The sequence below is a fragment of the Sphingomonas radiodurans genome (assembly GCF_020866845.1).
GTDB lineage: Bacteria > Pseudomonadota > Alphaproteobacteria > Sphingomonadales > Sphingomonadaceae > Sphingomonas > Sphingomonas radiodurans.
Genome location: NZ_CP086594.1, coordinates 3176875 through 3190590 on the forward strand (window position 1 = coordinate 3176875; position 13716 = coordinate 3190590).

Below are 13716 nucleotides of genomic sequence, written 5' to 3' on the forward strand. Positions count from 1 at the left end.
GATGCGTATTGCATTCCTGCTGTTCCCGAACGTCACGCAACTCGATCTGACCGGCCCGGCGCAAGTGCTGTCGCGGTTGGGCGGCGATGCGCGGCTCGATCTGGTGTGGAAGACGCTCGATCCGGTGCCGACCGACGCGGGTTTCTCGATTTTGCCGACGGCGACCTTCGACGAGGTCGACCACGCCGATATCCTGTGTGTTCCCGGTGGGTTCGGCGTTAACGGCGTCATCGCCGACGACGTAGCGATGGCGTGGGTCGAGCGGATCGGCACGTCGGCGACGTGGGTGACAAGTGTTTGCACTGGCTCGCTAATTCTTGGCGCGGCGGGGTTGCTGCAAGGTTATCGGGCAGGGTGTCATTGGGGACAGCGGCATATGCTGCCGCTGTTCGGGGCGGAGCCGGTGGCCGAGCGCGTGGTGGTGGATCGCAACCGCGTTACCGGCGGCGGCGTGACTGCGGGGATCGACTTCGCGCTGACACTCATGGCGCTGATACGCGGCGAGAATCACGCGCGCGCAGTGCAGCTCAGCCTGGAATATGATCCCGCGCCGCCGTTCGACGCCGGGTCGCCCGAACGGGCGGGAGAGACGCTGGTCGCGGTGTATCAGCGGCGGGTGGCGACACTTGCGCCGGGGCGGGATGAAGAGCTGCGCACATTGGCGCAAAAACGGGGGTTTACCCTGAGGTAGCGACACTCAAAACCCCCGGTACCCCGGTGTAATGCCGGGGTAGGGCGGGGGCGTCAGAGGTCGATCAGGATCCGCGTCGGATCTTCGATCGCATTCTTGAGCGCGACCAGGAACGTCACTGCCTCGCGGCCATCGACCAGACGGTGATCGTAGCTGAGCGCGAGGTACATCATCGGGCGAACCACGACCTGCCCGTCGCGCACGACCGGGCGATCCTCGATCCGATGCAGTCCGAGCACGGCCGACTGCGGCGGGTTGATGATCGGGGTGGACATCAGCGAGCCGAATACGCCGCCGTTCGAGATCGTGAAGGTGCCGCCCTTCATCTCGTCCATCTTGAGCGTGCCGTCCTTCGCGCGCTTGCCGAAGTCACCGATCGTCTTTTCGATCCCGGCGACCGACAAATCCTGCGCATCGCGGATCACCGGAACGACCAGACCGTTCGGCGCCGAAACCGCGACCGAGATGTCGGCATAGTCGTGATAAACGATCTCATCGCCTTCGATCGAGCCGTTGACCGACGGCACGTCCTTCAGCGCCATGCACGCGGCCTTCACGAAGAAGCCCATGAAGCCGAGCCGGACGCCGTGCTTCTTCTCGAACAGATCCTTGTACTTGGTGCGCGCCTCGATCACCGCGGTCATGTCGACGTCGTTGAACGTCGTCAGGATCGCGGCGGTATCCTGCGCTTCCTTCAGGCGCTTCGCGATCGTCTGGCGCAGGCGCGTCATGCGCACGCGCTCTTCCTTGCGACCGGTGGACGCGGCGACCGATGGGGTGACTGGCGCTGCGGGGGCAGCGGTCGGCGCCGGCGCGGGTGCCGGTGCCGGGCGCGAGGAGGCTGCGGTGGCGACGTCCTCCTTGGTGATGCGGCCGTCGCGGCCGGTGCCCTTGATCGTCGCGGGATCGACGCCGTGCTCGAGCATCGCGCGGCGCACCGACGGGCTCAGCGCAGCTGGGGTATCGTCGCCCACCGCAGTGGCGCCATGGTTGCCATAGCCGCCCGCAACCGGCGTGCCCTGATCGGCAGCGACGGGCGCTTCCGGCTCGGCCTTGGGCGCCTGTGTGACGGCGGGCTGCGGCGCGGGCGCTGCTGCAGGCGCGCCGTCGCCAGCATCGATCGTCGCTATCATCGCGCCGACCTGCACCGTCTCACCGACTGCGACGGCATGCTGCCCCATCACGCCTGCGACCGGGCTGGGCACTTCGACCGAGACCTTGTCGGTTTCGAGGCTGGCGATCGGCTCGTCCGCGGCGACCTTGTCGCCCGGCTGCTTCAGCCACTCGCCGAGCGTCGCTTCGGTGATCGATTCGCCCAGCGTGGGGACCAGAACTTCGGTTGCCATGTCTTCGCTTCCCTTGTTCCCCGGCGAAGGCCGGGGCCCAGTTGCGATGAGCGGGTTGCCGCGCGCATCGCTTGATTAACGTCTACCTTCGCGACTGGTCCCTGGCTTGGCGCCGATCAAAGCAACTCTTTGATCGGCGCCATTCACCGGGGATCAGCAGCAAGATCAGCCTGTCGCGATGCCCGCCTTCTTGGTCGATTCGGCAGAACGCGTACGCCGGATTTCCTCGCGGACATTGTGCCCGAGCGCATCGGCAATCAGCGCGCCCTGTTCCGCCTGGTGGCGCTTCATCAGGCCCGTGGCGGGCGATGCTGCCACGGCACGGCCGGCGTAGCGCGCGCGCTTCGTCGCGCAGCCCGCCATGCCGAGCGCTTCCTCGATGAACGGCTCGACGAAGAACCAATAGCCGTTGTTGCGCGGCTCTTCCTGCGCCCAGACCACGTCGGTGAGGTTGGGCATCCGCGCGATCCGCTTCGCCAGCGCGTCGGTCGGGAAGGGATAGAGCTGCTCGACGCGAACGATCTGCGTGCCGGTGTTGCCCGCGGCATCGCGTGCCTCGATCAGATCGTACGCCACCTTGCCGGTGCACAGCACGAGCCGCGTGGTCGCTTCATCCGCTGCGCCATTGGTATCCGACAGGATGCGCCGAAAGTGCGAGACGCCGACGAAGTCCTTCGCCGACGATACGGCCAGCTTGTGCCGCAGCAGCGACTTGGGGGTGAAGACGACCAGTGGCTTGCGGAAACTGCGGTGCATCTGCCGGCGCAGCAGGTGGAAATAATTCGCCGGCGTGGTGCAGTTCGCGACCTGCATATTGTCCTGCGCGCACAGCTGCAGGAACCGCTCGGGCCGCGCCGAGCTGTGCTCCGGACCCTGGCCTTCGTAGCCATGTGGCAGCAGCATCACGAGCCCGTTGGCGCGCAGCCACTTGGATTCGCCGCTCGCGATGAACTGATCGATCATGATCTGCGCGCCGTTCACGAAGTCGCCGAACTGCGCTTCCCACAGCACCAGCGTTTTCGGATCGGCGAGCGCATAGCCATATTCGAAGCCAAGCACGCCATATTCGGACAACGGGCTGTCGAGCACCTCGAAGTGGCCATGCTCGACATTCCACAGCGGCACATATTTGCGCTCGGTGTTCTGATCGACCCACACGGCATGACGCTGCGAGAAGGTGCCGCGGCCCGAATCCTGCCCGGACAGGCGGACGCCGAAGCCTTCCGACAGCAACGACCCGAACGCCAGCGCCTCGCCTGTCGCCCAGTCGAAATTCTCGCCGGTCGCAAACATGTTGCGCTTCGCGTCGACGACGCGCGCCAGCGTCTTGTGGATTGCCAGATCCTCGGGAACGGTCGTCAGCGTGCGGCCGATCGAATCGAACAGCTTCTGCTCGATCCCGGTTTCGACGCTGCGCCGCGCGCTTTCGGCATCGGCCGGGATCGACAGGCCGGACCAGCGACCGGCGAACCAATCCGCCTTGTTCGGCTTATAGCTTGCGCCCGACTCGAACTCGCCTTCGAGTAGCGCGGTAAACTGGCCGATGTTCTCATCGACCCATGCTTGATCGACCACCTTCTGTTCGATTAGCCGCTTGCTGTAAATCTCGCTCACCGGCGGATGCGCGCGGATCGCCTTGTACATCAGCGGCTGGGTGAAGCTGGGCTCGTCGCCTTCGTTGTGGCCGAAGCGGCGATAGCACCACATGTCGATGACGACGTCGCGGTGGAACTTCTGGCGGAACTCGATCGCCATCTTGGTGGCAAAGGTGACCGCTTCGGGATCGTCGCCGTTGACGTGGAACACCGGCGCCTGGACGCCCTTGGCGACATCCGACGGATACGGCGACGAGCGCGCGAACTGCGGGCTGGTCGTGAAGCCGATCTGGTTGTTGATGACGAAGTGGATGCAGCCGCCGGTATTGTAACCGCGGATGCCAGAGAAGCCGAGGCATTCCCACACGATGCCCTGGCCGGCGAAGGCCGCGTCGCCATGGATCAGCACCGGCAGCGCCTTGCAATGATCATCGAGATCGCCCGCGATCGTCTGAATCGCGCGGACCTTGCCGAGCACGACCGGATCAGCCGCCTCGAGATGGCTCGGATTGGCGACGAGCGACATATGGACCTTGATCCCGTCGAACTCGCGATCGTTCGACGTGCCGAGGTGATATTTCACGTCACCCGAGCCGCCGATATCATCGGGGTTGGCCGATCCGCCGGCGAATTCGTGGAAGATCACGCGCAGCGGCTTGCCCATGACGTTGGCGAGCACGTTGAGGCGGCCACGGTGGGCCATGCCGAAGACGATCTCGTTCACGCCGGCGGCGCCGCCATATTTGATGACGCTTTCGAGCGCGGGGATCATCGATTCACCGCCGTCGAGCCCGAAACGCTTCGTGCCGACGTATTTGCGGCCGAGGAATTTCTCCCATTGCTCGGCCTCGATCACCTTGTTGAGGATCGCCTTCTTGCCCTGCGGCGTGAAGTCGATCGCCTTGTCCTTGCCCTCCATGCGCTCCTGGAGGAAGCGGCGCTCCTCCACGTCGGCGATGTGCATATATTCGAGGCCGACGCTGCCGCAGTAATTGGCGCGCAGGATATCGACGAGCTCGCGGATCGTCGCCCATTGCAGCCCCATCGTACCGCCCATGTAGACCGGGCGATCGATGTCGGAATCGGTGAAGCCGTGATATTCGGTCTTGAGATCGGCCGGCAGCTCGCGCGTGGCGTTGAGGCCGAGCGGATCGAGATTGGCGGCGAGATGCCCGCGCACGCGATACGTGCGCACCAGCAGCTGCGCGCGGATCGCATCGCCAGCGGCGCGCACGATCTCGTCCTGCGACGGGGCCTGGGGCGCCGGGGCGGCAGCCGCAGCGGGCTTCGCCTTCGATGGCTTGGGCGCCGGCTCCATCTGCGTCGGATCGAGCGCGGAGGTGAGATCGTCGGTGCTCGTCAGCGGCCAGCGATCGCTGCTCCAGCTTGGCCCCGCGACGCCGTTTTCCAGCCCCTCGAAGAAACCGCGCCAGCCCGGCTCGACGCTGTCGGGCGACGCCTTGAAGCGCGCATAGAGCGCATCGATGAAGGCCGGCGAGACGCCGCCGGCGATGTCCGAGAAATCCTGGCCTTCGTAGCCCATGTCGTACTCCAATCTCCCTCTCCCCTTCAGGGGAGAGGGCCGGGGAGAGGGGCAGTGCGACAATCCTGCCGTCCTGCCCCTCTCCCGACCTCGCCTGCGGCTCGGCCACCCTCTCCCCTGAAGGGGAGAGGGCATTACGGGTTCAACCCTTCAGCACTTCCAGCAGCGTCGACCCGAGTTCGCTCGGGCTAGCCGCCACCTTGATGCCCGCGGCTTCCATTGCCGCGATCTTGTCTTCCGCGCCGCCCTGGCCACCCGAGACGATCGCCCCGGCATGGCCCATGCGACGACCCGGAGGCGCCGTGCGGCCCGCGATGAAGCCGGCCATCGGCTTCTTGCGGCCACGCCGTGCCTCGTCCTGCAGGAACTGCGCGGCTTCCTCTTCGGCCGATCCGCCGATCTCGCCGATCATGATGATCGACTCGGTCGCGTCGTCCGCCAGGAACAGTTCGAGCACGTCGATGAAGTTCGTGCCGTTGACAGGATCGCCGCCGATGCCGACCGCGGTCGTCTGACCAAGGCCTGCGTTCGACGTCTGGAACACTGCTTCATACGTCAGCGTGCCTGAACGCGAGACAACGCCGACCGAGCCCTTCTTGAAGATCGTGCCCGGCATGATGCCGATCTTGCACTCACCCGGTGTCAGAACGCCCGGGCAGTTCGGCCCGATCAGCCGCGACTTCGAGCCGACCAGCGCACGCTTCACGCGCACCATGTCGAGCACCGGAATGCCCTCGGTGATGCACACGATCAGCGGCACCTGTGCGTCGATCGCTTCGAAGATCGAATCCGCGGCGAAGGGCGGCGGGACGTACACGACCGAGGCATCGGCGCCGGTCTTCGCGACGGCTTCGGCGACGGTGTCGAACAGCGGCAGCCCGAGGTGCGTGCCGCCGCCCTTGCCCGGCGTGACGCCGGCGACCATCTGCGTGCCGTAATCGAGCGCCGCCTGCGTGTGGAAGCTGCCGGTGTTGCCGGTCATGCCTTGCGTGATGACCTTGGTGTTCTTGTCGACGAGAATGCTCATGTCGTCTCCCTGAGATGTGGGAAGGTGCTCCCCGGCATCACCGGGGAACAGCAAAGAAGTTTACGCCAGGCTCTCGTCGATGCCCCTGCAGGCGACGAGCAGTTCCTTGACCGCGTCGACCGAGACCTGAAGGTTGCCCTTGGCTTCGTCCGACAGCTTGACCTCGACCACCTTCTCGACGCCGCCGGCGCCGATCACGACGGGGACGCCGACGTACAGATCGTCGATGCCGTACTGGCCCGTCAGGTGCGCAGCGGCTGGAAGGACGCGCTTCTGGTCGTACAGATACGCTTCGGCCATCGCGATGCCGCTGGTGGCAGGAGCGTAATAGGCCGAGCCGGTCTTGAGCAGCGCGACGATCTCGCCGCCGCCGCCGCGCGTGCGCTTGATGATCTCGTCGACCTTTTCCTTGGTCGAGAAGCCCATCTCGATGAGATCTGCGACGGGAATGCCAGAGACGGTCGAATATTCGAGCACCGGCACCATCGTGTCGCCGTGGCCGCCGAGCACGAACGTGTTCACGTCCTTCACCGAAACCTTGAACTCTTCGGCGAGGAAGTGGCTGAAGCGCGCCGAATCGAGCACGCCGGCCATGCCGACGACCTTGCTGTGCGGCAGGCCGGAGAATTCACGCAGCGCCCAGACCATCGCGTCGAGCGGGTTGGTGATGCAGATCACGAATGCCTCGGGGGCGTTGTCGCGGATGCCCTGGCCGACGGCCTTCATCACCTTGAGGTTGATGCCCAGCAGATCGTCGCGGCTCATGCCCGGCTTGCGCGCGACACCAGCGGTGACGATGATCACGTCGGCGCCGGCGATGTCCTTATAATCGTTCGAGCCGGTGATCGTGGCGTCGAAGCCCTCGACCGGGCCGCACTGCGACAGATCGAGCGCCTTGCCCTGCGGCACGCCTTCGACCACGTCGAACAGCACGATATCGCCCAATCCCTTGAGCGCGGCCAAGTGCGCGAGCGTGCCGCCGATGTTTCCGGCGCCGATCAACGCGATCTTCTTGCGGGCCATCCAATCCCCTTTCGTTACTCTAGGTCGTGATTGGAACGGCCGCGTACGCCCTTTGCCGGGGTGGAGCAACCCACTAAAGACGGTTCCTGCGGGTTTCAATGATAACCATTCGCAATAGCGATAGGGTCAAGTGACGCCGTGGCCTTCGGCGAGATAGTCTTCCGACCGCATCTCTTCGAGCCTGCTCACCGTGCGCTGGAACTCGAACCGGCCATCGCCGACGGGGTAGAGCGCGTCGGGCTGCGCATCGGCGGCGGCGAGGAGCTTGACCTTATATTCGTACAGCGCGTCGATCAGGCTGACGAAGCGCGCCGCTTCGTTGCGGCTGTCCGGCCCCAGCAGCGGGATGCCGACGAGGATCACCGTGTGGAAGCGCCGCGCGATCGCCAGATAGTCCGCACTGCCACGCGCCTCGCCGCACAGTTTCTTGAAGCTGAACACCGCGACGCCCTTCAGCGACTTGGGCACGATCAGCGTGCGGCCCTGCACCGTCAGTTCCTCGGTCGGCACATGCGCGCGATCCTCGGGGGGATAGTCGGTCAGCCGGAAGAAAGCGGCGGAAAGCTGTGCGGTCGCCTCCGCGCCGTTGGGGACCAGCCATGTGTCCTGCTGCCCCAGCCGGTCGCGGCGGTAATCGACCGGGCCGTTGAGCGCGAGTGTATCGAGGCGTTGCTCGATCAGCCTGATGAACGGGAGGAAATGCTCGCGGTTGAGGCCGTTCTTGTAGAGGTCGGCCGGCGCGCGGTTGCTCGTCGTCACCACCGTCACCCCGGCCTCGATCAAGGCGGTGAAGAGCCGCGACAGGATCATCGCGTCGGGCGAGTTGGTCACCATCATCTCGTCGAACGCCAGCAACCGCGCCTCCTGAGCGAGCGCCGCGGCGACGGGAGCGATCGGATCGCCGAGTTCCTTGCGCCGCTCGACCGCGAGGCGGTCGTGAACCTCAAGCATGAACTCACCGAAGTGGACGCGGCGCTTTTGCTCGATCGCGGTGTTGGCGAAGAACAGGTCCATCAGCATCGATTTGCCGCGGCCGACGCCGCCCCACAGATAGACGCCGCGCGCGGGGACTACTTTCTTGCGGAAGATACCCGTGGTCTTGGGGTGGACGAGTTCCTGCGCCAGCTGGTCCAGACGCGCCGCGGCGGTGGCCTGTTCGGGGTCGGGGCGAAGTTCGCCCGCGGCGACGAGGGCTTCGTAGGCGGAAAGGACAGTCGTCACGAAATTCTCCTCCGTCATGCCGGGCTAGTCCCGGCATCCACGGTCCCGCGAAATCAGCGGCTCCGGCGTCTGCGGCACGGTGGATGCCGGCACAAGGCCGGCATGACGGAGCTACCGCTTCGTCGGCTTGCGGATCGTGCCCGAGAACTCGGCGACCGGCCCGGCGGTTTGCACCACCAGCCCGCGCAGGAACAGAAGTCGCCCCGTCTCGCGCAGCAGCTCGACCTGCGCCTCCAAAGGTTCGCCGATCTTGCCCGCGCCGAGGAAATGCGTGTTGAGATCGAGCGTCACCGCGGTCCCCGCCTCGATCAACCCGAAGCTGCGCGACGCGGCGAACAGCGCCACATCGATGAAGCCGAGCATCGCCCCGCCATGGACGTTGTCGCCCAAGTTCGAATGCCGCCGCTCGGGGTTCATCCGCACGCGGCAGGTGCCGTCCTCGATGCGCACCATCATGTCGCCGAGGAAGGTATTGTAGCGATCCGAGTTCTTCAGCCCCCAGCGTTTCCAGCCGGGGTGATCGGGATGTTCCTCGAAATGGAACTCGGGCTTGGGCTCTTCCATCAACATCCCCCGCCGGAATAGCCGACCACGTACACTGGCAATTCAACCCGTCACCCCGGACTTGATCCGGAGTCCCGCTTTATATGCTTGGTAGAAGGCAGCGGGACCCCGGCTCAAGGCCGGGGTGACGGAGGATTTGGTGATTAACCGAAAAGCGTCAGACGACGCGCTCGACTTCCATCTTCTTGATTTCGGCGATCGCCTTGGCCGGCGACAGGCCCTTGGGACAGGCGTTGGCGCAGTTCATGATCGTGTGGCAGCGATACAGGCGGAACGGATCCTCCAGCTGATCGAGCCGCTCGCCGGTCATCTCATCGCGGCTGTCGGCAAGCCAGCGATACGCCTGGAGCAGGATCGCCGGGCCCAGGAACTTGTCCGAATTCCACCAGTAGCTTGGGCACGAGGTCGAGCAGCAGGCGCACAGGATGCACTCGTACAGCCCGTCGAGCTTCGCACGCTCCTCCGGCGACTGCAGCCGCTCCTTGCCCGAAGGCGGCGGCGTCACCGTCTTCAGCCAGGGCTGGATCGAGGCATATTGCGCGTAGAAGTGCGTGAAATCCGGCACCAGATCCTTGATCACGTCCATTGCGGGGAGCGGCGTGATCTTGATCTCGCCCTTCACGTCCTCGATCGCGGTGGTGCAGGCGAGGCCATTCTTGCCGTCGATGTTCATCGAGCACGACCCGCAGATACCCTCGCGGCACGAGCGGCGGAAGGTGAGCGTCGGATCCTGTTCGCCCTTGATCTTGATCAGCGCATCCAGAACCATCGGGCCGCATTCGTTGAGGTTCACCTCGAACGTGTCGTAGCGCGGGTTCTCGCCGCTATCGGGATCGTAGCGATAAACCTTGAAGTTGCGCATCGTCCCGCCCGGTTCGGGAGAAGGGATCTTGCGCCCGCCCTTGATCTTGCTGTTCGCGGGCAGGGTGAATTCGGCCATCTTAGCGTTCCAGCTTCCGTTACGTTGCCGACTGCGAACGGAGCCCGCTCCAGTCGAGGTTGCGCGTCAGATACATAACACCGGCCAGTGCCGCAAACAGAAGCAACGAGCCGATGAGCAGCGAATACGCCTCGAGGCTGAGCAGGACGTAAAGGACGCCATACAGGGCCGCGAGAAGTGCCGCGATGTACCCGCCGCGACGCCAGCTGCGCAGCACCGCGGCCGAGTAAGCCGCGAGCAGGCCGATGATCGCCGCCGCAGCCACGATATAGGCAGCCGCGAACCCGATTACCTCCGCAAAGGCCAGTAACATGACGAAAAAAAGTACCAGTCCCGCACCGACCAGCAGGTACTCGACGGTGGCGACGCGCACGCCCGCGATCACGTCGAACATCAGGAACGCCATGAAGGTGAAGCCGATGAACAGAAAGCCGTATTTCACCGATCGGTTGACCTGGCTGTAGAGATCGACCGGCGAGATCAGATCGACCCGCGCTTCGTAATCGCCCGCCGGCAGCGCCGTGGCATAACGATCACCCGTCTCGGGCCGCGTGTCGGGCACCACGTCGCCTGACGATACGAGGCTGCGGCCGAGCGCCAGATTGCCGACGCGCCATGTCGCGGCGAAGCCATCGTCGGAGATGCGCTGCGTGGTCGGCAAGAAGCCACCCTGGAAGCTGGGGTGCGGCCACTTCGATGTCACGTGCCAGCGCGTGTCACCAGCTTGCGGCGCGAGCGCGAGCCAACCATTGCCGCGGAAGGCGTAGCGGAAGCCGACCGTCATCGGCTGCGTCCGGATCGAACCGGCATCTAGCCAGGTGAAGAAGCCGGAATTGCCGGTAGCGGGCGATCCCTTGCCGGGCTGGAGGATAAGCCGGCGACCGTCTGCGCTCACCTCGGGTGGACGCCCGAAGAGGCCGCGCGCGTCCTTGAGGCCGAAGCGTAGCTCGGCGCGATCATAGGCGAGCTTGTCCGCCGTGATCCCGAAACGCGCGAGATCCGTTGGCAGCGCGAAGCGTGCGGTGCCGGTCGCGACCGCCTCGAACAGTACCGCTTCGTAGATCGAGCGACGGCGGCGTTCTGGCGTAAGTTCCGTGCGTAAGTCCGCGGCCTGTGGCGCCAGCGTCAGCTCGCGCCAGACGAGGCTGGTGCGCACGACCTGCCGTCCGCCCTCGTTGACCGTCTCGGTCGCCTCCGCCTGATAAGGCAGGACGAGAACTGGCCCGGCGATCGTCTGCGGCCCGCCCCAGCCCTCCGCGATCGAGGCGCGCGCGGTATTCGATTGCTCCTGTCGATCGTAAACGAGCAGATAGACCGCGAAGAGCGGGATCGCGAGCAGCATGGCGATGAGGATCGCCATTGCGAGCTTGCGGCCGGGAGTGGGGCCTTCGGTCGTCAATCGTCACCTATCTTCGGCCAACATTGGCCGCAGCTGGTGCCGCAAGTGTCAGATGATGTCGAGCACCAGCCCGCGCGCGCGCGCCTCGGTCGCCTCGATATACCAGTTCGACGGCGCCTTTGACTTGAGCTCCTCGATGGTCACCTGGGTGCCCTCGACCAGTGCCTCGAACCCTTCGTCCTGGATGCGGATCGAATCCTGGATCTCGTTGAGCTTCGCCAGCAGCACCGGCGCGAGCGTGTTGAGTGGACCGGAGAGCTGGACGGTCGAGTTCATGATCCGCTCGTGGATCATCAGCCGCGAATTGTGCGTCAGGAAGCGCTTGTCGGCCGGGAAGGCGGACATGAAGGTTGCGCCGGCCGAATAGACCGCGACCTTGCCGAGGAACAGCGTCTCGCGCCCGGTATATTCGCGCAGCAGGCGGATCGAATCGCCCATCGCCCGCGCCATTTCCGGATCGCCGCCGAGCGTGGTGATCGATACGACGAGGGGCCCGTCACCGCCCGCATTCGCGAGCTGGTTCTTAAAATTCTCGTACATGAAATTGTCCACCGGGCCGTGCAGCTGGATCTGCGGGTTGGCGAGCAGTGGATAGTTGGTGGCGTTGCTGGTCTTGGTCATGCCGCGCGAACCATGCGCGACGAAGAGGGTTCCGGCAAAAGTTAATTATTGTTGGTTCCGGCGGTCTCCAGCACCGCATTGGCTGGCCGCCCCACCGGCGCGCTCGCCACCTTGGGCGCCCGCGCATCGAGCGCCGCGAGCCACACGGCCGCGCCTGGCCCGATCGACACTTGCGGATCGGATGGGTCGAGCTTCCCCTCGCGCTCCCAGCCGGCGATCGTCCGCACCGCTTCGTCCGCCGCCGCGGCGAGCGGCTGTGGCTTGCGCAGCGCGTGATTGATCAGCGCGTCGCCGAAGAACGTCCAGTCATTGTCCGCCTGGCACCCGAATGACGTCTTGCTCGCGGAGGCGGCGGTGACGATGGCGGTCGTGTCATTCGACAGCAGCGGCACGAACACGCCGGCGTAGCAGGCGCTGATCATGATCAGGCGATTGCGAATGCCGAGTTGCGACATCGTGCTCCACAGCCGCGTCGGCGAAATCGCGCCAAACCCCTGGTCACCGTCATTGTAGACGATGCCGTACCGCGCGCCATGGCTGGTGGTGTAGAGCACCAGCACGTCCTCCGCCGGGTCCATCGTTTCGGCGACGCGGGCGAGCGCCATCTCGATGTTTGCCGGCGAGCCCATCGCAAACGCACTGTCGGCGGCGCCGTCGGTGCCCGCGAGCACGATCGTGCGGCCCTCCGCGCCGTAACGGCGGCCGAGCACCTTGGCCGCCTCACGCGCCTCGCGGCCGAACACCGGATCGCTGTCGAGCGCGACCGCGACGACATAGGCGTCCACCATCCCCTTGCGCTGCGGCTGCAGCCGCGCGAGCGTGGTTGCCAATCGGCGATGTTCGGCGAGCAGCCACGCCGCCGAGCGGTCGTGCTCGATCGCACCGCCCTGGTCGGCGAGCTGCATCAGTTCCGCGTCGCTGCCACGCGCGACGAGCGGGACGGGGCGGGTATGCTGCGGCGGCTGATAGGTCTGTGCCGGCGCCATTCCCGCGAGCGCGGCGAGCAGGATCGTGGCGAGCCTCTTCATCGCCGCGCATCTCGCGATGATGAAGCCCGTGTGTCAATCGCTTGATCGTATCGGCGGGTGCAGCCTAGCGTGCGCGACAAGGGAGAGACGCGTGATCGAGTTCTTCTTCGACTGTTCCAGCCCGTGGACCTGGCTCGGCTTCGAAAGCATCCAGCCGCTTGGCGCCGAGCTGGAGGTCGAGATCATCTGGCGCCCGATCCTGGTGGGCGGCGTCTTCAACGCAGTAAACGCCAGCGTCTACGAGGGCCGCAAGAACCCGGTTCCTGCGAAGGCACGCTACATGCTTAAGGATATGCAGGATTGGGCGCGCCTACAGGGTCTGTCGATCAAGTTCCCGCCGAGCATCTTCCCGGTCAACAGCGTGAAGGTGATGCGGGCCTGCTGCTGGCTGGGGCAGGATTGCGTGCCGTTCGCGCGCGCCGCCTTTCGCGCCTATTGGACCGACGATCGCGATATTGCGGACGACGCGGTGATCGCCGACGTGGCTTCGGCCGCTGGCGTGGATGCCGCCGCACTGTTCGCGGCAATCGCGACCGACCCGGTCAAGGCGCAGCTGCGCGCCAACACCGACGAACTGATCGCCCGCGGCGGCTTCGGCTCGCCGACGATCTTTGTAGGCGGTGACGAAATGTACTTCGGCAACGACCGCATGCCGCTGGTGCGCGCGGCGGTTGAGCGGCGCTTGAACGGGATAGGCTCGGTCTCACTTTCAGGTTAG

The 13716-nt window shown here is 65.4% G+C and carries 12 protein-coding genes; 2 read left to right on the forward strand and 10 right to left on the reverse strand.

Annotation, left to right across the window (positions count from 1 at the left end; genetic code table 11):
- Position 1: 1 nt before the first annotated feature.
- The gene (locus LLW23_RS14955; protein WP_228946292.1) at positions 2–691 is read left to right on the forward strand and encodes a DJ-1/PfpI family protein; all 690 of its coding nucleotides are present in this window, start codon (positions 2–4) and stop codon (positions 689–691) included.
- Positions 692–744: 53 nt separating this feature from the next.
- Here the strand turns inward: LLW23_RS14955 and odhB are convergent, their stop codons facing one another.
- The 10 genes from odhB to LLW23_RS15005 form a co-directional block, all read right to left on the reverse strand.
- On the reverse strand, positions 745–2037 hold the full coding sequence (gene odhB, locus LLW23_RS14960; protein WP_228946293.1) for a 2-oxoglutarate dehydrogenase complex dihydrolipoyllysine-residue succinyltransferase: 1293 nt from the start codon (positions 2035–2037) through the stop codon (positions 745–747).
- Between the two features lie 165 nt (positions 2038–2202).
- Positions 2203–5175, reverse strand: a complete 2973-nt coding sequence (locus LLW23_RS14965) for a 2-oxoglutarate dehydrogenase E1 component (RefSeq protein ID WP_228946294.1) — start codon at positions 5173–5175, stop codon at positions 2203–2205.
- 142 nt (positions 5176–5317) lie between these two features.
- Positions 5318–6202: a succinate--CoA ligase subunit alpha gene (gene sucD, locus LLW23_RS14970; protein WP_228946295.1), complete on the reverse strand. Its 885-nt coding sequence runs from the start codon at positions 6200–6202 to the stop codon at positions 5318–5320.
- Positions 6203–6262: 60 nt separating this feature from the next.
- Entirely contained in the window at positions 6263–7225 is a 963-nt protein-coding gene (gene mdh / locus LLW23_RS14975) for a malate dehydrogenase (protein WP_228946296.1), read from the reverse strand.
- A gap of 126 nt (positions 7226–7351) precedes the next feature.
- The gene (zapE, locus tag LLW23_RS14980) at positions 7352–8446 is read right to left on the reverse strand and encodes a cell division protein ZapE (protein WP_228946297.1); all 1095 of its coding nucleotides are present in this window, start codon (positions 8444–8446) and stop codon (positions 7352–7354) included.
- 111 nt (positions 8447–8557) lie between these two features.
- On the reverse strand, positions 8558–9010 hold the full coding sequence (locus LLW23_RS14985; protein ID WP_228946298.1) for a PaaI family thioesterase: 453 nt from the start codon (positions 9008–9010) through the stop codon (positions 8558–8560).
- A 157-nt stretch (positions 9011–9167) separates the two neighbouring features.
- On the reverse strand, positions 9168–9950 hold the full coding sequence (locus LLW23_RS14990) for a succinate dehydrogenase iron-sulfur subunit (RefSeq protein ID WP_270049240.1): 783 nt from the start codon (positions 9948–9950) through the stop codon (positions 9168–9170).
- Positions 9951–9969: 19 nt separating this feature from the next.
- Positions 9970–11349 (reverse strand): cell envelope integrity protein CreD, encoded by a 1380-nt coding sequence (creD, locus tag LLW23_RS14995; RefSeq protein WP_228946299.1) that lies wholly within the window; start codon positions 11347–11349, stop codon positions 9970–9972.
- 48 nt (positions 11350–11397) lie between these two features.
- Positions 11398–11970: a ClpP family protease gene (locus LLW23_RS15000; RefSeq protein WP_228946300.1), complete on the reverse strand. Its 573-nt coding sequence runs from the start codon at positions 11968–11970 to the stop codon at positions 11398–11400.
- 41 nt (positions 11971–12011) lie between these two features.
- Positions 12012–12998, reverse strand: a complete 987-nt coding sequence (locus LLW23_RS15005; RefSeq protein ID WP_228946301.1) for a C13 family peptidase — start codon at positions 12996–12998, stop codon at positions 12012–12014.
- A 91-nt stretch (positions 12999–13089) separates the two neighbouring features.
- Between LLW23_RS15005 and LLW23_RS15010 the strand changes: the two genes are divergently transcribed.
- Positions 13090–13716 carry a 2-hydroxychromene-2-carboxylate isomerase gene (locus LLW23_RS15010; RefSeq protein ID WP_228946302.1) on the forward strand — a complete coding sequence of 209 codons (627 nt, stop codon included), beginning with the start codon at positions 13090–13092 and terminating at the stop codon, positions 13714–13716.

Excerpts from the sequence above, each read along its gene's own strand:
- LLW23_RS14955 (WP_228946292.1), top strand. The coding sequence starts at position 2 with ATGCGTATTGCATTCCTGCTGTTCCCGAACGTCACGCAACTCGATCTG.
- odhB (WP_228946293.1), bottom strand. The coding sequence starts at position 2,037 with ATGGCAACCGAAGTTCTGGTCCCCACGCTGGGCGAATCGATCACCGAA.
- LLW23_RS14965 (WP_228946294.1), bottom strand. The coding sequence starts at position 5,175 with ATGGGCTACGAAGGCCAGGATTTCTCGGACATCGCCGGCGGCGTCTCG.
- sucD (WP_228946295.1), bottom strand. The coding sequence starts at position 6,202 with ATGAGCATTCTCGTCGACAAGAACACCAAGGTCATCACGCAAGGCATG.
- mdh (WP_228946296.1), bottom strand. The coding sequence starts at position 7,225 with ATGGCCCGCAAGAAGATCGCGTTGATCGGCGCCGGAAACATCGGCGGC.
- LLW23_RS14985 (WP_228946298.1), bottom strand. The coding sequence starts at position 9,010 with ATGGAAGAGCCCAAGCCCGAGTTCCATTTCGAGGAACATCCCGATCAC.
- LLW23_RS14990 (WP_270049240.1), bottom strand. The coding sequence starts at position 9,950 with ATGGCCGAATTCACCCTGCCCGCGAACAGCAAGATCAAGGGCGGGCGC.
- LLW23_RS15000 (WP_228946300.1), bottom strand. The coding sequence starts at position 11,970 with ATGACCAAGACCAGCAACGCCACCAACTATCCACTGCTCGCCAACCCG.
- LLW23_RS15005 (WP_228946301.1), bottom strand. The coding sequence starts at position 12,998 with ATGAAGAGGCTCGCCACGATCCTGCTCGCCGCGCTCGCGGGAATGGCG.